Below are 16895 nucleotides of genomic sequence, written 5' to 3'. Positions count from 1 at the left end.
CCTTTCATCCGCGCGCAGCGCACTGGCAGGTTGTCCGAGTGGCCAATGGAAGCGGACTGTAAATCCGTCGGCGTACGCCTACGCAGGTTCGAATCCTGCACCTGCCACCAGCACGCGAGGGTCCCACCGAGGTGGGGCCCTTCGTCGTTCCCGGCACGGTGCGCGCCCACCTTCCGGCGCGGTGCGTGCAACACCGGGGCCACCGGCGACATAGTGCGGGTGTCGGCCCCCGACCAGGGGGCCGGCGCCAGCTTCGAGCGCCAGGAGGAGCGATGGGTGTGAGCCTCGCCGACGACGACGGCACGGCCGCGCGCGTCGCGGACCCCAGGGACGCCACGTGGTTCGACGCGTTCTTCGCCGACCACGCCACGTCCGTCCACCGCTACTTCGTGCGCCGCGCCTCCCGGGACGACGCGGAGGACCTCGCGGCGGAGGTGTTCGCCACCGCGTGGCGGCGGCGCGAGCGGATCCCGACGGGATTCGAACTGCCGTGGCTCTACCGCACCGCCTCCTACGTCCTGGCCAACCACCGCCGTCGGCCCACGCTCACGCTCATCTCGGAGTACGGCAGCCAGCAGGAGCGGCACACCACGAGGACGGCCGACCCCGCCGAGCTCGTGATGGCCGACCAGGAGGTGCGTGCGGCGATGGCCCTGCTCAGTCCGCGGGACCGCAGCGTGCTGATGCTCCACGCCTGGGAGGGCGTGGACGGTGAGGGCCTGGCGCGCGCCCTGGGTCTGACCCGCGGTGGCGCCGCGGCCGCCCTCTCCCGCGCCCGGGCCCGGCTCCGCCAGGCCTGGTCCGAGGACCACTGAACGACCGAGGAGGCGTTTTTCACCATGGTCGACAACGACAGCACCGACGACGAGGCCCTCGCCCGCCTGCGGACCAGCGACCCGGCCACCGGGTCCCACCCCGACCTGCACTCCCTGCGTGCCCGCGTGGCGGGCAAGGCCCCCGACAGCCTGGACGCCGACCGTGCCACGGCCGTGCCCGACGAGGTCGGGCGCGGCGCCAGGGCACCCCTGCCCTGGGTCGCCGCCGCCGTGGCGCTGGCGCTCGGGATGGGGTCGGGGGGCTACCTGCTCGGCTCGCGCGCCGCCGACGACCCCGGGGTGGTGGCCGTCCGGACGGGTGACGGGACGCCCGGGCCGGCCGCCGACGGCACGCTGACGGGGACCTCCCCGGGAGCCCAGCCGCTCGAGGAGATGGTGGCCTCGGAGACCGGCTCCTCGGAGGCCGGGATGGCCACGAGCGGCGGGACGGTCGAGGGGATGCACGTCGACCCCGGCCCGGTCCGGCTGCTCGCGGGCGAGGACCTCTCGCAGGAGCGGACGAGCGCGGAGGTGCGGGCGCTGGTCTCCGACCTCGATCCCGAGGAGTTCCTGACGACCTGGGCCACCTCGTTGGGGCTCGACGGGGACACCGTGGCGCAGACCGGTGACCTGTGGGGCTCCGGTCAAGGGTTGTACGACCCCGCGACCGGCCGGATGCTCAGCGTCCACGCGACCGAGGGCGGGGCGCTGAACTACTCCTACGAGGACAGCTTCCGCTCACCGTGGTGCCGGGAGATGGTGCCGCCGGACGCCGGGAGCCGCGAGCAGATGCAGGAGGAGTGGGCGGCGTCCTGGGGTCCGGACGTCCCGATGCCCGACCCGGACGACTGCCGTGAGGTGACCGGCGAGGCCCCCACCCCCGAGCAGGCGGTCGCCGCCGCCCGCGACTTCCTCGACGACACCGGGGTCGTCGGGCAGGACTGGACCCTGGAGGTGCCGGGGTGGGACGAGCCCGGCTCGCGGACCGTCGGTGTCGAGGGCCGACCCGCCGACTCCACCTTCCAGGAGCTCAGCGTCAGCGTCACCGTCGGCCCGGAGGGGGTCGTCAGCGCCTGGGGCGTGACGGGGGAGCTCACCTCCCTCGGGGACTACCCGGTCGTCTCACCGGTCGAGGCGGTCGAGCGCTACGGCCTGCGGGAGTTCTCCGTCGACTACGGGGTCTACCTCCCCGAGGACGCGGCCTCGCTCGAGGGTGCCGACACGTCCGTGCCCTATCCGGAGTACGAGATGCCCGAGCCGGTCGCGCTCGAACCGGGCATGAAGATCCCCATGCTCATCAAGGACAAGACGGTCACCGACGCCGAGCTGGTGCGGGGGGCGATGTGGACCCAGACCGGGGGTTCCCTGGAGGTCCCGGTGTGGAAGCTGCTCACCGGCGACGGGATGCACTACACGGTCCTGGCCGTGGCGGACGAGGCCATCGACTGGCAGAGCTGGGAGTGACCCGGCTCAGAGCCGCTCGATGCCCGGCTGGCGCGACTGCGCCATACCCTCCAGGCGGGCGATCCGCCGGGCCATCGGCGGGTGGGTGGCGAAGAGGGCACCGGCGTCCTTGGCCCGGAACGGGTTGGCGATCATCATGTGCGCGGCGTTCTGCAGGCGGGGCTCGGGCGGCAGCGGTGCCCGGGCGGTGCCGGTCTCCAGCTTGCGCAGCGCGGAGGCGAGGGCCAGCGGGTCCCCGGTGAGCGCGGCCCCGTCCTCGTCGGCGTCGAACTCACGGGTCCGGGAGATGGCCAGCTGGATGACCGTCGCGGCGAACGGCGCGAGCAGCGCCATGGCCAGCATCGCGAGCGGATTTCCGCCGTTGCCCCGGTTGGCCCCCCCGAAGAAGAGCATCATCTGGGCGACGGAGGTGATGACGCCGGCGATCCCCGCGGCCACCGAGCTGGTGAGGATGTCGCGGTTGTAGACGTGCATGAGCTCGTGCCCGAGGACCCCCCGCAGCTCGCGCTCGTCGAGCAGGTGCAGGATCCCCTCGGTGCAGCAGACGGCCGCGTTCTCGGGGTTGCGCCCGGTGGCGAAGGCGTTGGGCGCCGCGGTCGGGCTCACGTAGAGCCGCGGCATCGGCTTGCCGGCCTTCTGCGACAGCTCCTCCACGATCCGGTACATCTGCGGCTGCTGCTCCGGCGTGACCGGGTGCGCGCGCATCGCCCGGATCGCCAGCTTGTCGGAGTTCCAGTAGCTGTAGAAGGTCGCGCCCAGGCCCAGGAGGGCGAACAGCCAGATGTAGCGGCCCCCGCCGACGACGGCGCCCAGCCCGAGGAAGAGCGCCATGATGGCGCCGAACAGCAGCGTGGTCTTCACACCGTTGAAGTGGTTGTGCATGTGGGGTCCAACGCGGGTCCCACCCCCCGGTGTTCCGGAGCGTGCCGCTCCGCGCAGCCGACGGACCGCGGCGTGCCGATGTCAGAGCACGCCGAAGGGCGCGATGCTGCCCACGACGACGACCGCGGTCAGCGCACCGACCAGCACGGCCTCGCGCACGGGGACGGTGCGGGCGGCACCACCCCCGTCACCGGCACCCTCGTCCCCGGCCCCCGTGCGCCCGGCGCCCCCGTCCCCGGCGTCCCCGTCCCCGGCGTCCTCGTCCTCGGCGCTCCCGTCCCCGGCGCTCCCGACCGCACCCTCGGTGCTCCCGACCGCAGCCGCGCGGGTGGGCCTCGCCGGGTCCGGCGCCTGCAGGAGCACGGCGATCCACCGGACGTACACGGCGATCCCCAGGGCCACGTTGACGGCGGCCACCACCGCGAGCCACCAGGTGCCCTCGGCCGCCACCGGACGCAGGGCGACGATCTTGGCGACCAGTCCCAGCACGGCCGGCGGCAGACCGGCGAGCGTGAGCAGGGCCAGGGCCAGCGGCAGCCCCAGCAGCGGTCGGCGGCGCACCAGCCCCTGGTGCGCGGCCAGGGCGGTCCCGGGGCCGGCGGCGACCGGGTCGGCCGCGCCCGCACGGGCGACCGCCACGACGACCACCAGGGCCAGCAGGGTGCCCAGCACGTACACGACGAGATAGGACCCGGCCGCGTGCACCGCCCGCGAGGAGAGCCCGGCCAGGGGCAGCAGCACCCAGCCGGCCTGGGCGACCGTCGACCAGGCGAGCAGCCGGACGGTGTCGACCTGCCCCAGCGCGACGAGGTTGCCGACGGTCATCGACAGGGCGGCCAGCAGGGCCACGGCCACCAGGGTGGTCCCGTCGACGGTGCCCAGCGCGCGCACGAGCACCACGAGCCCGCCGAGGGCGGCGACCTTGGAGACCGTCGCGAGGTATGCCGTCACGGGCAGGGGTGCGCGCGTGTAGGTCACGGGGGTCCAGGCGTGGAAGGGGACCGCGGACACCTTGAACGCCAGCCCCGCCAGGAGGAGGACCGCGGCCACGACCAGCAGTCCGGTCTCCTCGGACGTGGGGACGGTAAGCAGCGCGGTCCCGGTCGCGGCCACCCACAGGGCCGCCCCCAGGGCCATCAGCCCGAAGGAGACGAGCGAGGTCGTCAGGAGGGCCACCGCCCCGTCCACGGCCCCGGCCCGGTGGCCCGAGGTCCACCGCGGGTCGGCCAGCACCACGAGCGCCACCGTGGGCAGCGTGGCCAGCTCCAGGGACACCAGCAGCGTGCCCAGGTCACCGGCCGCCGGCACCGCGGCGGCACCGGCCGTGGCCCCCAGGACCAGGGCCGCCACCACGGGCGCGCGGCCCGTGACCGAGCGCTGGCGCCAGTCGTCCCAGGCGAGCACGAGCACGACGAGCGCCCCCAGGAGCGCGGTCAGCTGGAGCACGGAGGTCAGCCGGTCGGCGGTGTAGAGGCACTCACCCGTCGGCAGGCAGAAGGCCCCCCGCCGGTCCCCGGCGCCCAGCCGCAGACCGGGCCATGTGCCCAGGGCCCCCGCGGCCAGGCCGCCCGCCGCGAGCAGCAGGTGCGGCTCGCGGCGACCGGGGACGGCCGCGTCCAGCAGCAGCACCAGCACGGCGGCGACCAGCGGGGCGAGCACCGGGAGGGTGGCGACGAGGTCGAGCTCGAGGTTCATCGGGCGAGCACCGCCTCGACGGCCGGGGCGGTGACGGCCAGCAGCAGGTGCGGCACCACGCCCAGCAGGACGACGAGGGCGGCGAGCACCCGCACGGACAGACGCTCGGTGCGGACCGCGTCGGGGACCCGCGGCTCGACCCGGTCACCGGCCCAGACCTCCTTGAGCACCCTGGCGCCGTAGGCGACGGCCAGCACCGCGCCGAGGGCGGCGGCCACGGCATACCCGCGGAACCAGGGCAGGGGAAGGCCCTCGGCCGGGGCCCAGGCGGCGTAGACCGCGCCGATCTCCCCCCAGAAGCCGGCCAGGCCGGGCAGCCCCATGGCCGCGGCCATGCCCAGGACCAGGGCCGCCCCCAGCCGCGGGCTGCTCTCGCGCAGCGCCGCCCGGGCGACGGTGAGGTCGGCCGAGCCCCAGCGGTGCTTGAGCCCGCCGACGACGACGAAGAGCAGGGCCGAGACGAGGCCGTGGGCCACGTTGCCGAAGAGGGCCGCCTGCAGGCCCGTCTCCGTCCCCGTGGCCAGGGCGAGGACCACGAACCCGAGGTGGGCGATCGAGGCCCAGGCGATGAGCCGCTTGAGGTCGCGCTCGACGAGGCAGGCCAGGCCCGCCCAGAGGATCCCGGTGACCGCGAGGCCGCCGAGGAGCGGCGCCAGGGCGGCGAAGCCCTCGGGCAGGACGGGGACGACGAGCCGGACCATGCCGTAGGTCCCCAGCTTGAGCAGGACGGCGGCGAGCAGGACCGAGCCCGCGGTCGGGGCGGTGGCGTGCACCCACGGCAGCCAGGTGTGCAGGGGCCACAGCGGCACCTTCAGCGCCAGTCCGGTCAGCAGCAGGGCGGCCAGCACAACCTGGGTGCGCGCAGAGATGCCCTCGCCGCGCAGGTCGGCCCAGACCCCCAGGTCGGTGGTGCCGGTGGCGGTCGCGACGCCGAGCAGCCCGACCAGGACGAGGGTGGAACCGAGCACGGTGACGAGGAGGAAGCGCAGGGCCGCCCCGTCGCGGTCGCTGCGGGGGTCTCCCCAGCGGGCCACGAGCACCCACATCGGCACGAGCACGAGCTCGAAGCCGACGAAGAACAGGAGCGCGTCCCCGGCCAGGAAGGCCACCAGCGCCCCGAGCAGGACCAGCAGCAGGCAGGCGTGGTAGGTCGCCAGCCCGGGCACGTCGGTGCCCCGCAGCAGCGGGATCGGCGCGGTGCGCTCCAGCGTCCCGGCCCCGGCGTCGCGGTCGAGGTCCAGGTCCAGGTCCACCGGCCGGTACGGCGGGGGGACGTGCAGGTGCTGGACGACGGCGACGACCCCGACGACCGCGGTGAGCAGCACCAGGGGGGCGCTGATCCCGTCGGCCCCCAGCCGCAGCCACACCCCCAGGCTGGGGATCCAGGGGACCTCCAGCTCGGGACGGTGCAGCGCGGTCCCGGCGGCACCGGCCGCCGACAGCGTGGCCGCGGCCAGGGACAGGACCTGCACCGCACGGTGGCCCGGGACGGTCGGCCACCGGCCGGCGGTGAGCAGGACCACCGCTCCCAGGAGAAGGGGGGCCAGGGCCAGCACCAGCCACCAGGGGCCCAGGTCGGGGACGAGGTCGACCGCCTGCTCGACGGCCGAGCGCAGGGAACCGGTCACGAGGTGACCACCGCCACGAGCACGACGAGGAGCATCCCGCCGAGCACCCCCGCCAGCGACGGCGTGACCCGTCGGGGCGTCAGCAGGTCACCGGCGCGCCCGACGAGCCGGGCTCCCGAACCGGCCCCGCGGACCCACGCGTCGAGGACCTGACCGTCGAACCAGGTGACGGCCCGGGCCAGGGCCATCACGGGGGTGGCCACGACGAGCCGGTAGGCGTAGTCGGCCCCCAGGCCGCGCTCGGCGGCCAGGCTCAGACGGGCGGGGACCCGGGCGGCCGCGTCGCGCGTGCGCACCCCGCGGGCGGCGAACCACACGGCCAGGGCCGCCGCGGCCATGAGGACGAGGGTGGCCAGCAGGAGCTGCACGTTGAGGTGGACGTCGGAGCGCCAGACGGGGAGCAGGGCCACGATCGAGCCGAGGAGGGTCATCACCGTCAGCACGGTCGTGCCCAGCCGGGCGGAGGAGGTGATCGCCGCCTCCGCGCGCTCGACCCCCTCGGCCTCGTGCACGACCTGGGGCTCGTCGAAGAAGTCGTCGATCCGCTCCACCGGTCCGGTGTGGTAGGTGGCGGCGTGCTGCTGGGCCAGGGTGGGACGGTCCAGGACCAGCCAGGCCCGCATGCAGTAGGCGGCCGTCAGCGGCGCCGAGGCGCCGACCGCGGCCAGGACCACGACGGAGGCCGCTCCTCCGGCACCGATGGCCCCGGTCTCCGCGGTGCCCAGGACCAGCTCCTTGGAGACGAACCCCACGAACGGGGGCACGCCGGCGAGGGCGAGCAGCCCCCAGGCGAAGCGCCGGCGCAGCACCCGGTAGCGCCGCCCGCCGGAGGCGACCACGGCCATCGCCGTGCCGCCCACGAGCACGCCCAGCCAGCCGGCGGACAGGAAGAGCAGCGCCTTGAACCAGGCGTGCGCCAGCAGGTGCTGGGTGGCCGCGTCCGGTCCGGTCTGGGGGGTGGCCGCGGCCAGCGCGCCGAGCATGAGAGCGACCTGGCTGACCGTGGACCAGGCCAGGAGCCGCTTGAGGTCACCCTGGGCGAAGGCCAGCAGGGCGGCACCGAGCATGGTCACGGCGGCGAGCACGGCCAGCAGCAGACGGGCGGGGTCCGTCACGGCCAGGAGCGGGAAGACGTGCACGAGGACGACCGTGCCGGCCGCGACCATCGTGGCGGCGTGGATGAGGGCCGACGCGGGCGTGGGTCCCTCCATCGCGTCGGGCAGCCAGTCCTGGAACGGGAACAGGGCCGACTTGCCGGCGACGCCGACCACCAGCAGCACCATCGCCGCGGTGAGGGCCGGACCGGGGCCTCCCGGGGAGGACCCGGCCGCGGCCTCGCCGGCCACCTGCGACCAGTGCTCGACGATCCGGGTGAGGGACGTGGTGCCCGCCCCCGCCGCGAGGACGACCAGCCCCAGGACCACCCCGACGTCGGCCGTGCGGGTGACGACCAGCGCCTTGAGGGCCGCCCGCCGGGCGGCGGCCCGCGTGGAGTGGTGGCCGATGAGCAGGTAGGAGCACCAGCCCATCACCTCCCAGCCGACGAGCAGCAGCAGGACGTCGTCGGCCAGGACGGTCAGCAGCATCGCTGCGGTGAACGCCGCCACGGTGGCGGCGAACACCTTGTAGCGCGGGTCGTACCAGAGGTACCAGCGGCCGTAGACCTGCACCACGAGGGCGACGAGCGCCACGGCCACGGCGACGAGACCGAGCGGCCACCCCACCTGCAGCCCCAGCGGGACGGACAGCTCGCCGAAGGGCAGGGCGCCGAGCGAGCCGGAGGTGTGCCGGCCGTCCAGCCGGACGAGCACCACCAGCTGCCACAGGGCGGCCAGGAAGGTCACCAGGCCACCTCCGACCCCCAGCCAGGCGGCGAGCCGGTTCGACCGCCCGCTGAGGGTGATCACCGCCAGCGCGGTGAGCGCGGGGACGACGACGAGCCACTGCATCGGCGTGCCCCAGAAGTCCGGAAGTCCGGGCAGGAAGGGCAGGTCGGGCATCGGCGGGACGGGGGGCAGCGGGATCTGCAGGTCGTCCCAGGACACGGTCGGGGCCGGCAGGGCGGGCGGGGCGGCGGGCAGGCGGGTCACGGCGTGGGCCCCCCGTCCTCGAGCGGCGCAGCGAGGTCGACGTGGCCGCGCTCGCGGGAGAGGGCGAGGAAGACGGCCAGGGCCACGACCACCTCGGCGGCGGCGATGGTGATGAGGAAGAGCGTCAGGACCGGACCGGAGGTGGCCGCGGCCGTGGTCTGCGGGGCGGTGGTCGAGCCGACGGTGACCAGCAGCAGCCCGGCGGCGCCCAGGAGCAGCTCGACCCCGACCAGCACGAGCACGGCGTGCCGGCGGGCGAGGATCCCGTAGACCCCCAGACCGGCGAGCACGGCGACCAGCAGGTAGGGCAGGGCGGGGCGGATCACGACCGCTCACCCCCGCCGCGGGCGACCGCGACCCCGGCGACGAGCGCCAGGAGGAGCAGTGCGGAGAGCAGCTCGAAGGGCCACACGTAGACGCCGAAGATCCCCTCGGCCACTCGCGCGTTGTCCGGACCGCCCAGCTCGACCGGCGCCCAGCCCACGGTCCCCACCAGGGCGACCCCCAGGAGCAGGGTGGTCGCGGCGCCCACGACCGCCGCACCGGCCCGCTGGCCCCGGGAGGTGACCACCGGCACGCCTCCGGCGCGGGTGAGCATGAGCGCCACGAGGAGGAGGACGACGACGGCACCGACGTAGACGAGGAGCTGGACCAGGGCCACCAGCTCGGCGCCCAGGACCAGGTAGCAGCCGGCCAGGCCGACCAGGGCGACGACCAGCCAGAGGGCGGCGTGCACCACCCGTCCGGCGGTCACCGCGAGCAGGCCGGACCCTGCGGTGAGCAGGCCGACGGCGACGAAGAGCACGTCCGGACCGCTCACCGCTCACCCCCCTCGTCCGCGGTGCCGGGCCGGTGCCCCTCGGGCAGGGTGGCGGGGGGAACCTGCTCCATCCAGCCGCCCAGCCGCTCCTTGTCGTGCAGCAGGTTGCGGATGTCCCCCTCGGCGTAGGCGAACTCCGGCGCCCAGAAGAGGGCGTCGAAGGGGCACACCTCGACGCAGATGCCGCAGTACATGCACAGCGAGTAGTCGATCTCGAACCGGTCCAGCTTGTTCACCAGGCGGGGCCGCCCGCGCGGAGCGTCGCCCTCCTGCGGCAGCTCCTCCTTGTGCGAGTCGATGTAGATGCACCAGTCCGGGCACTCGCGGGCGCAGAGCATGCAGGAGGTGCAGTTCTCCTCGAGCAGCGCGATGACGCCGCGCGAGCGCTCAGGCAGCGTCGGCTCCTCGTGCGGGTACTGGCGGGTGTGCGCTCCCCGTGCGAGCACCCGGGCGGTCGTGCGCAGTCCCTTGAGCAGGCCCTTCACGACAGGAACACCACCCCGACGCCGGTGACGGCCAGCTGGAGCAGCGCGACCGGCAGCAGCACCAGCCAGGCGAAGCGCTGCAGCTGGTCCTCCCGAACCCGGGGCCAGGCGACCCGCAGCCAGAGGAAGACGAGCCCGACGGCGGTGGCTTTCAGGAGCGTCCAGAGCACGCCGACAACGCCGACCACGCCGACCACCTCGGCGTCGGCCCACGGCCCCCGCCAGCCACCGAGGAAGAGCACCGTGAACAGCAGCGCCATGACGACCATGCCGGCGTACTCGGCGAGCAGGAAGAAGGCGAAGCGCAGCCCGGTGTACTCCGTCAGCGGGCCGAAGACCACCTCGGAGTCGGCGATCGGGGCGTCGAAGGGGGTGCGCTGCAGCTCGGCGACGCTGGCGGCGAGGAAGACGAAGGCCGCCGGCGCCTGCCACAGGAGCCACCACCAGGACCACTCCTGGACGATGCCGGTCAGCGACAGGGTGCCCGCGGCCATCGCCACGCTGGCCGCGGCGATCACCAGCGGCAGCTCGTAGGAGACCAGCTGGGCGCCGGCCCGCATGCCGCCGAGCAGGGAGTACTTGTTGCCGCTGCCCCATCCGGCCATGAGGGTGCCGATGACGCCCACGCTGGTCACGGCCAGCACGAGCAGGAGCGAGCCGGGCACGTCGGCGGCGACCCACGAGGCGCCGAAGGGGATGACCGCGAGCGCCACCAGGTAGGGGATCAGCGCCACCGCGGGGGCCAGGCGGAACACCGGCCGGTCCGCGGCGGCCGGGGTGACGTCCTCCTTCTGGACGAACTTGATGCCGTCGGCGACCAGCTGCAGGATCCCGTGCGGACCGGCCTCCATGGGGCCCAGGCGTCCCTGCATGTGCCCCATCACCTTGTGCTCCAGCTGGCCCAGGGCCAGGGGCATGGTGAGGAAGACCGCGAGGACCACCGCGGCCTTCAGGGCGACCTCGACGAGGAGGGGGAGCTCGGACGGCATCGGCGCCACCCTAACCAAGTCGACCGACGGTGCGCTGGCCCCGCGCCGCGCCGGACCCGGCCGGTTCAGGGACGGGAGGGTATGTCGTGCCGGTAGGTCCACGAGGTCAGTGCGGTGCCGAGCATGACCACGAGGACGCCGAGGAAGATGTGCAGCGCCCGCTGGTCGGACTCCCCCAGGCCGAACTGGACGGCGACCGCCAGGGCGAGCAGCACGGCCAGGGTGGTGTTGACCGGTCCGGCGGACCGTCGCAGGACGAGGTAGACGACCGCGGACAGGACCGCGGCCACGAGGGTCACCCAGGCGCCGACCTGGTGGTGACGCAGGTACCTGTCCTGACCGTCCAGGAAGGCGGCCGCCCAGCCGGCCTGGCCGATGAGGCAGCTGAGCACCACGGTCACGGCGCTGCGCAGCGCGACGAGGTGGGGGTGGGGCATCGCCGGCAGACGCATGCCACCACTGTGGCAGAGAGGTCCGCGGGCCACGGTGGCAGACTGGAGGCCCGTCGACGAAAGGTTCCCTCATGTCGAACGCCCTGGTCCGTCCCCGTCGGGGCAAGATCATCGCGGGCGTCTGCGCGGCGCTCGCGGACCGTTTCGGCCTGCCGACGTTCCTGGTCCGGGTGGGCTTCGTGGTCTTCGGGCTGGTCGGCGTCGGCGAGCTCGTCTACCTCGCCCTGTGGATCATCATCCCCAAGGAACGCTGACCGCCACGAGCGGCACGTCGTGCTCGCTCGCCCACGTCTCCCACTCCCCGGCCGTCCGTCGCCCGAACACCTCGGCGAAGGCCTCGTGGGTGGCCTCCACCCCCAGCGCCTCCACGGTCCGGCGCAGGAAGTGCGGCTCGAGCGCGGCGAGGGCGACGTGTCCCTCGGCGGCCGGGTACACCGCATACCCCGGCAGCCCACCGCCCAGCAGACCCCCCGGCGCGGTCAGCCCCCGCACCGCCGGCTCGGCCATCGTCCGGGCCGCGTCCTCCAGGGCCACCTCCCGCCGTGAGCCCTCCCCCGTGCGCCCCCGTCGCAGCAGGGCGGCCAGGGCCTCTCCCACGGCCCGCTCGGCGCCGACGAGGTCGGCGACCAGGGTGGGTGGCACGTCGGGCGGTCGCACCAGGCCGACCGCCGCCTGGTAGGTCAGGTCGTGGCCCGGGAGCTCGGCGCGCTCCCCCGGCGAGCCCACCACGTCGACCTGGCACAGGCCGGGGTGGCGGGCGTGCAGCGTCCCGAAGTCCAGGCCCAGCCTCCGCAGCGCCGAGGGCCGGGACGAGGTGAGGAGCACGTCGGCACCGGCCAGGAGGGCGTCCAGCCGGTCCCGGTCGGCCTCCTGCTTGAGGTCGAGGGTGACCAGCTGCTGGTCGCGGTGCAGGTCGGCGAACCAGTCCGGGTGGTAGTGGTCCAGGGGGTCGCCGCCTGGCGGCAGCACCGTCGTGACCTGCGCCCCCAGCGAGGTCAGCCGGGCCGCGGCGGCCGGCCCCGGCAGGTTGACGGCGACGCTGACGACCCTCGTGCCCTGCAGCGGTGCGTCGCCGGACGACGTCACCGCGGACCCCACGAGGGGTCCGGCACCCCCGGCGGCAGCAGCCTCCGGCGGGACGGTGACCGCCTGGCCCCCGACCCCTCGCCCGGTTCCTTGGCGCCCGGCCACGCCTTGGACGCCCGGGCCGCGAGCACGAAGCTCTTGCGCAGCGGGGTCCCCTCGAAACCCTCGGGCAGCAGCAGCGGACGCAGCCCCTCGCCGGTGCCGTCGTCGAACCCCTCGAGGTCCAGGCCGAACATCTCGTGGGTCTCCCGCTCGTGCCAGCCGGCACCGGGGAAGACGCCGGTGACCGACCCGAGCCGCTGCCCCTCGGGGACCCTGGTGCTCAGCAGCACCCGCCGCAGCCCGTCCTCACCGCGCCGCACGTCGATCAGGTGGCAGACCACCTCCAGGCCCGGACCGTGCTCGTCGCTCGCGTCGGTCTCGTCGACGGCCGAGAGCCAGTCGAAGAAGGCGTACCCCTCGTTCCTGGCCGCGCGCGCCGCATCCACCCACTCCGCCGGCGCGACCCGCCGCAGCTCGACGCTCACGCCGGATCCGTCCCGGGCGCGCGGACCAGCCCGCGGGTGACCTCGCCGGCGGAGACGTCGCGGTCGCCGTAGCGCGCGTGGGCCCGGGCCCGCCCGGGGACCTCGGCGGCGATCTGGCCCTGGAGCTGGACGATCCCGGCGAGCAGCGCCTCCGGCCGCGGCGGGCACCCGGGGACGTAGACGTCGACGGGGATGAGCTGGTCCACGCCCTTGGTCACGCAGTAGGAGTCCCAGTAGGGGCCCCCGGAGTTGGAGCAGGCCCCGAAGGAGATGACGTACTTCGGCTCGGGCATCTGGTCGTAGAGCCGCCGGATCGCCGGCGCCATCTTGTCGGTGACCGTGCCGGAGACGACCATGAGGTCGGCCTGGCGCGGACCCGGCGCGAACGGGATGACGCCCAGCCGGATGAAGTCGTGCCTGGCCGTCGAAGCGCTGATGAACTCGATCGCACAGCAGGCCAGGCCGAAGTTGAACACCCACAGGGAGTACTTGCGGCCCCAGTTGAGGACCACCTGCACCGCCCGGGGTGCGCGCTCCACGGGGGCTCCGACGCGCGGGGTGGGCAGGGCCGTGGAGGTGGGTGGCGCGCCGGCGGCGGGCGGGGGGGTCGCCATCGTCACCACCACCTCAGCAGGCCGCGACGCCACACGTGCAGGAGGGCCACCACCAGGACCCCGATGAAGACGGCCATCTCGACCAGGCTGGCGACGCCGAGCTCGCTGCGGATCACCAGCGCCCAGGGGAAGAGGTAGACCGCGTCCACGGCGAAGATGACGTAGAGCAGCGCGAACACCAGGTAGCGCACGCTGCCCTGCTCCCACCCGCTGCCGATCGGGTCGACGCCCGACTCGTAGGTGCTCAGCTTGGCGGTCGTCGGGTCGCTCGGCGCGAGCAGGCGGCGCACGCCCATGCCGGCGGCCACCAGGGCCACGCCGGCCAGGGTGACGGCCGCGACGACGAGGTACTCACGCATCGCGCCCACCCTAGTCGCTCCCCGCGGGGCGCGGCGGGAGGCGGTGACGCGGGGGTATGCCGTGGGGCGCGCGGCTCAGAAGCGCGGGCGCAGGGGGTAGCCGGTGGCGCCGTCGGCACCGGTGCGGGTGGCCAGCACCTGGTGGAGCTGGATGCCTCCGCGTTCGAAGCTCAGCCGGGAACCGGCCAGGTACAGACCCCAGACCCGGGCGGTCGCCAGGCCCGCCTCGGCCACGCACTCCTCCCAGTGGGCCGACAGGTTCTCGCACCAGGCCCCGCAGGTGCGGGCGTAGTGCTGCCGCAGGTTCTCGTGGTGCTGCACCTCCAGGCCGGCCCGCTCCATCTCGGTGACGATGCGCCCGGACGCCGCCAGCTCGCCGTCGGGGAAGACGTAGCGGAAGACGAAGTCGGTGTGGCTCGCCGGGGCCCGGTCGGGGTCGCGCCAGGTGATGCAGTGGTTGAGGAGGCGGCCCTCGTCCCGGAGCCGGTCGCGCAGGAAGGCGAAGTAGCGTCCGTGGTTGCGCACGCCGATGTGCTCGGTCAGGCCGATCGAGGAGACCGCGTCGAAGCCCCGTTCGGTCACGTCGCGGTAGTCGGCGTGCCGGACCTCGGCGCCCGTCAGCCCGTCGCGCTCGATCGCCTCCTGCGCCCACGTGGCCTGGGCGCGGGAGAGCGTGACCCCGAGGGCCGTGACGCCGTAGTGGCGCACGGCGTGCCGCACCATCCCTCCCCAGCCGCACCCCACGTCCAGCAGCCGCATCCCCGGTTCCAGCCCCAGCTTGCGGCAGACCAGGTCGAACTTCTCCTCCTGGGCCTCCTCCAGGGTGGCGTCCGCCCGGGGGTAGACGGCGCAGGTGTAGGCCATCGAGGGACCCAGCAGCAGCTCGTAGAAGCGGTTGGAGACGTCGTAGTGGTGCTGGACGGCCTCGGCGGCCCGACGCCGACCGTGCCGCAGCCCGTGGGCCAGCTTGCGCACCTCGGAGGGCGTCTCGAGGGCGGGCAGCTCGGGCACCCGCAGGCCCGTGGCGCGGGCCATCCGGAGCAGGTCGGGCACCTCGCGCAGCGGGGGACGCCTCAGGTCGAGCCCGCCGAGCAGCTTCAGCTCCTCGTAGGGGTAGGCCTCGTCCATGCCGTCGACCACCAGGTCACCCTGGAGGTAGGCCCGCACGAACCCCAGCTGCCCGGGGTGCGTGGCGACGTAGCTCAGACCACGGGTGGTGCGGATCCGCAGCACCCGCCCGCCGTCGGGGCCGGCGCACGAGCCGTCCGGGCCCACGACGCGGACCTCCGGCGGTTCCCCGAGCAGCTCGTGGACCGTCCCGGCCACGGTCCGGGACGAGGCGCGGGAGCCGCGGCCTGCCGTCGTCCCGGTGGGCGAGGGCCCGTTCGTCCTCATCGCGCTCGTACCGCCTTGTCGTAGAGGGTGGGCAGGCGCCCGTCGGGGTCGTAGCGCCGCTTGACCGTGCCGTAGGCCGCCCCGCCGTAGCGCTGCTCGAAGGTCGCCTCGTCGAAGAACGACTCCGAGTACAGGCCCTTGTGGCCGCCCAGGGCGTGCACCTGCTCCTCGATGGCCCGGTTGGTGTCCCCGTGGTGGCCCCCGGGCGGGATGTCCACGGCCGACCAGAAGCCGACGTTGACGTAGTCCTCGCCCACGCGCATCGGGTAGAGCGGCCAGGGCGGGCCTCCGCCGGGGGCCGGGGTGGACGTCCGGAGCCGGACCGGGCAGAGCCAGACCGGCTCGATGGGCACCTCGCGCTGGAACCAGCGCAGGAAGTCGGCCGTGCGCGCCAGCGGAATCTCCACGTCCTGGATCACGCGCTCCTGGGGGGCCCGCCCCCGCGCCCGGCGGTAGGCCGAGACCCAGCCGTGGCGCTGCTCGAAGGCCATGATCCGCCAGTAGACGTCGCTGCGCAGCAGCCGGCGTGGCCAGACCCGGCGGACGAGGGGGCGCTGGGCGCCGAAGGCCCGCGAGCACCAGAACCAGTCGGTGTCCCACCGCCACAGGAAGTCGCGGGCGGTGAGCACGTCCCGGCGGCGGTGCTGGACGGAGCGGTAGAACGGCTCGGCACCCGTGTGGTCGCTGGGCCGCGTGGCGCCCCCGAGGCTGTCCGTCCACCGGGCCAGCGTCAGGTAGGCCTCGGTGGGCCCGAACACGACGCCGTCCAGAAAGTCGACCCGGGCACCGCCGTGGGCCTGCCCGTGGGCCCCCGTGGCCATCACCTCCCCGATCGCCTCGACGACCTCCTCGACGTCCTCGAACCGGAGGTGCTCGAGCACGACATACCTGCTGGTGCGCTCGAGCTCGACGACGAGACCGAGCACGTAGCCCAGGGAGCCGTAGGAGTTGGGCAGGGTCCGGAACAGCTCGGCGTGCTCCCCGTCGGGGGTGGCGGTCACCACCTCGCCCGTCGGGGTGAGCACGTCCATCTCCAGCACCGACTCGTGCGGGAGGCCGGAGCGGAAGGAGGTGGCCTCGATCCCCAGCCCGATGACCGCCCCGCCGACGGTGATGGTCCGCAGCTGCGGCACGACGAGCGGCATGAGGCCGTGGGGCAGCAGCTCGTCCACGAGCTGCTCGTAGGTCGTCAGCCCGCCCACCCGGGCCAGGCCCGCCTGCGGGTCCAGGTCGAAGACCCCCTGGAGCGCGGACAGGTCCAGACCGGAGGGACCGGGGTCCGAGCGCGGCCGGAACAGGTTGGAGGTCCCTTTGGCCAGGCGCACGGGGGCGTCGGGCGGCAGGGCGGCGTAGGACTCCCGGGCGGAGCGCACCGCCGCCTCGTAGCGTTGCGACCGGGGCGGACCCATGGCCGTCATCATGCTCCTCACCGGCCGGCCCCACCACCGGGGGGGCCGGGCGACGTCGCTCCCCGACGCGTCCGGACCGGCAGTCTCGACCCCTGTCCCTCGCGGGTGTGGCGCACCTCTCACTCCGGCGGCGCGTCCGTCGAAGCCGTCTGCTCGTCGACGCATTCGACGAAGACCGAGGTGGA

Annotated in this window: 18 protein-coding genes and 1 tRNA gene; 4 read left to right on the top strand and 15 right to left on the bottom strand. The window is 74.6% G+C overall.

All coding sequences use genetic code 11. The features are described 5' to 3' along the window. The first annotated feature begins 24 nt into the window (after nt 1-24). From ACWHYA_RS08490 to ACWHYA_RS08480, 3 genes are all read left to right on the top strand, one after another. Nucleotides 25-110: transfer RNA gene (locus tag ACWHYA_RS08490), tRNA-Tyr, on the top strand. 162 nt (nt 111-272) lie between these two features. Further along, complete coding sequence (locus ACWHYA_RS08485) at nt 273-815, top strand: RNA polymerase sigma factor (RefSeq protein WP_425944116.1); 543 nt, start codon at nt 273-275, stop codon at nt 813-815. 24 nt (nt 816-839) lie between these two features. After that, nucleotides 840-2279 carry a hypothetical protein gene (locus ACWHYA_RS08480; protein ID WP_425944118.1) on the top strand — a complete coding sequence of 480 codons (1440 nt, stop codon included), beginning with the start codon at nt 840-842 and terminating at the stop codon, nt 2277-2279. Between the two features lie 6 nt (nt 2280-2285). On the opposite strand, the gene htpX is transcribed toward ACWHYA_RS08480, so the two are convergent. The 9 genes from htpX to ACWHYA_RS08435 form a co-directional block, all read right to left on the bottom strand. Further along, a complete protein-coding gene (htpX, locus tag ACWHYA_RS08475) occupies nt 2286-3161 on the bottom strand; it encodes a zinc metalloprotease HtpX (protein WP_425944120.1) in 876 nt (291 codons plus the stop codon). A gap of 81 nt (nt 3162-3242) precedes the next feature. Beyond that, on the bottom strand, nt 3243-4856 hold the full coding sequence (locus ACWHYA_RS08470) for a proton-conducting transporter transmembrane domain-containing protein (protein ID WP_425944122.1): 1614 nt from the start codon (nt 4854-4856) through the stop codon (nt 3243-3245). Then, on the bottom strand, nt 4853-6484 hold the full coding sequence (locus ACWHYA_RS08465) for a complex I subunit 4 family protein (protein WP_425944124.1): 1632 nt from the start codon (nt 6482-6484) through the stop codon (nt 4853-4855). Before ACWHYA_RS08465 ends, ACWHYA_RS08470 begins: the two co-directional genes overlap by 4 nt. After that, nucleotides 6481-8574, bottom strand: coding sequence for a proton-conducting transporter transmembrane domain-containing protein (locus tag ACWHYA_RS08460; RefSeq protein WP_425944126.1), 2094 nt, complete (start codon nt 8572-8574; stop codon nt 6481-6483). Before ACWHYA_RS08460 ends, ACWHYA_RS08465 begins: the two co-directional genes overlap by 4 nt. Next, complete coding sequence (gene nuoK / locus ACWHYA_RS08455; RefSeq protein ID WP_425944128.1) at nt 8571-8900, bottom strand: NADH-quinone oxidoreductase subunit NuoK; 330 nt, start codon at nt 8898-8900, stop codon at nt 8571-8573. The genes ACWHYA_RS08460 and nuoK overlap by 4 nt, the downstream gene beginning before the upstream one ends. Continuing rightward, nucleotides 8897-9394 (bottom strand): NADH-quinone oxidoreductase subunit J family protein, encoded by a 498-nt coding sequence (locus ACWHYA_RS08450; RefSeq protein ID WP_425944130.1) that lies wholly within the window; start codon nt 9392-9394, stop codon nt 8897-8899. Before ACWHYA_RS08450 ends, nuoK begins: the two co-directional genes overlap by 4 nt. Further along, on the bottom strand, nt 9391-9879 hold the full coding sequence (locus ACWHYA_RS08445) for a 4Fe-4S binding protein (RefSeq protein WP_425944132.1): 489 nt from the start codon (nt 9877-9879) through the stop codon (nt 9391-9393). The genes ACWHYA_RS08450 and ACWHYA_RS08445 overlap by 4 nt, the downstream gene beginning before the upstream one ends. After that, complete coding sequence (gene nuoH / locus ACWHYA_RS08440) at nt 9876-10868, bottom strand: NADH-quinone oxidoreductase subunit NuoH (RefSeq protein WP_425944134.1); 993 nt, start codon at nt 10866-10868, stop codon at nt 9876-9878. The genes ACWHYA_RS08445 and nuoH overlap by 4 nt, the downstream gene beginning before the upstream one ends. Nucleotides 10869-10933: 65 nt before the next feature. Further along, complete coding sequence (locus ACWHYA_RS08435) at nt 10934-11320, bottom strand: hypothetical protein (protein WP_425944136.1); 387 nt, start codon at nt 11318-11320, stop codon at nt 10934-10936. Between the two features lie 71 nt (nt 11321-11391). On the opposite strand from ACWHYA_RS08435, the gene ACWHYA_RS08430 reads away from it, so the two are divergent. Further along, nucleotides 11392-11574 (top strand): PspC domain-containing protein, encoded by a 183-nt coding sequence (locus ACWHYA_RS08430; RefSeq protein ID WP_425944138.1) that lies wholly within the window; start codon nt 11392-11394, stop codon nt 11572-11574. Here ACWHYA_RS08430 and ACWHYA_RS08425 read toward each other — a convergent pair. The 6 genes from ACWHYA_RS08425 to ACWHYA_RS08400 form a co-directional block, all read right to left on the bottom strand. Next, a complete protein-coding gene (locus ACWHYA_RS08425) occupies nt 11555-12406 on the bottom strand; it encodes a CoA transferase (RefSeq protein WP_425944140.1) in 852 nt (283 codons plus the stop codon). The two genes, ACWHYA_RS08430 and ACWHYA_RS08425, sit on opposite strands and share 20 nt — an antisense overlap. Then, a complete protein-coding gene (locus ACWHYA_RS08420; RefSeq protein ID WP_425944142.1) occupies nt 12403-12933 on the bottom strand; it encodes an NADH-quinone oxidoreductase subunit C in 531 nt (176 codons plus the stop codon). The genes ACWHYA_RS08425 and ACWHYA_RS08420 overlap by 4 nt, the downstream gene beginning before the upstream one ends. Next, a complete protein-coding gene (locus ACWHYA_RS08415; RefSeq protein WP_425944144.1) occupies nt 12930-13547 on the bottom strand; it encodes an NADH-quinone oxidoreductase subunit B in 618 nt (205 codons plus the stop codon). Before ACWHYA_RS08415 ends, ACWHYA_RS08420 begins: the two co-directional genes overlap by 4 nt. A 2-nt stretch (nt 13548-13549) precedes the next feature. After that, nucleotides 13550-13906, bottom strand: a complete 357-nt coding sequence (locus tag ACWHYA_RS08410; RefSeq protein WP_425944146.1) for an NADH-quinone oxidoreductase subunit A — start codon at nt 13904-13906, stop codon at nt 13550-13552. 75 nt (nt 13907-13981) lie between these two features. Further along, nucleotides 13982-15301 carry a class I SAM-dependent methyltransferase gene (locus ACWHYA_RS08405; protein WP_425944148.1) on the bottom strand — a complete coding sequence of 440 codons (1320 nt, stop codon included), beginning with the start codon at nt 15299-15301 and terminating at the stop codon, nt 13982-13984. Then, complete coding sequence (locus ACWHYA_RS08400) at nt 15298-16710, bottom strand: FAD-binding protein (protein ID WP_425944150.1); 1413 nt, start codon at nt 16708-16710, stop codon at nt 15298-15300. Before ACWHYA_RS08400 ends, ACWHYA_RS08405 begins: the two co-directional genes overlap by 4 nt. Nucleotides 16711-16895: the final 185 nt, after the last annotated feature.

The sequence above is a fragment of the Ornithinimicrobium carbonis genome, from assembly GCF_977012275.1.
The sequence above is the reverse complement of the archived record's forward strand: the minus strand, read 5'-3'. Positions and strand labels throughout refer to the sequence as shown.

What these genes read in the sequence shown, in the direction of transcription:
- ACWHYA_RS08485 (WP_425944116.1), top strand. Translation starts at nt 273, where the DNA reads ATGGGTGTGAGCCTCGCCGACGACGACGGCACGGCCGCGCGCGTCGCG.
- ACWHYA_RS08480 (WP_425944118.1), top strand. Translation starts at nt 840, where the DNA reads ATGGTCGACAACGACAGCACCGACGACGAGGCCCTCGCCCGCCTGCGG.
- htpX (WP_425944120.1), bottom strand. Translation starts at nt 3,161, where the DNA reads ATGCACAACCACTTCAACGGTGTGAAGACCACGCTGCTGTTCGGCGCC.
- ACWHYA_RS08470 (WP_425944122.1), bottom strand. Translation starts at nt 4,856, where the DNA reads ATGAACCTCGAGCTCGACCTCGTCGCCACCCTCCCGGTGCTCGCCCCG.
- nuoH (WP_425944134.1), bottom strand. Translation starts at nt 10,868, where the DNA reads ATGCCGTCCGAGCTCCCCCTCCTCGTCGAGGTCGCCCTGAAGGCCGCG.
- ACWHYA_RS08435 (WP_425944136.1), bottom strand. Translation starts at nt 11,320, where the DNA reads ATGCGTCTGCCGGCGATGCCCCACCCCCACCTCGTCGCGCTGCGCAGC.
- ACWHYA_RS08430 (WP_425944138.1), top strand. Translation starts at nt 11,392, where the DNA reads ATGTCGAACGCCCTGGTCCGTCCCCGTCGGGGCAAGATCATCGCGGGC.
- ACWHYA_RS08415 (WP_425944144.1), bottom strand. Translation starts at nt 13,547, where the DNA reads ATGGCGACCCCCCCGCCCGCCGCCGGCGCGCCACCCACCTCCACGGCC.
- ACWHYA_RS08410 (WP_425944146.1), bottom strand. Translation starts at nt 13,906, where the DNA reads ATGCGTGAGTACCTCGTCGTCGCGGCCGTCACCCTGGCCGGCGTGGCC.
- ACWHYA_RS08405 (WP_425944148.1), bottom strand. Translation starts at nt 15,301, where the DNA reads ATGAGGACGAACGGGCCCTCGCCCACCGGGACGACGGCAGGCCGCGGC.
- ACWHYA_RS08400 (WP_425944150.1), bottom strand. Translation starts at nt 16,710, where the DNA reads ATGGGTCCGCCCCGGTCGCAACGCTACGAGGCGGCGGTGCGCTCCGCC.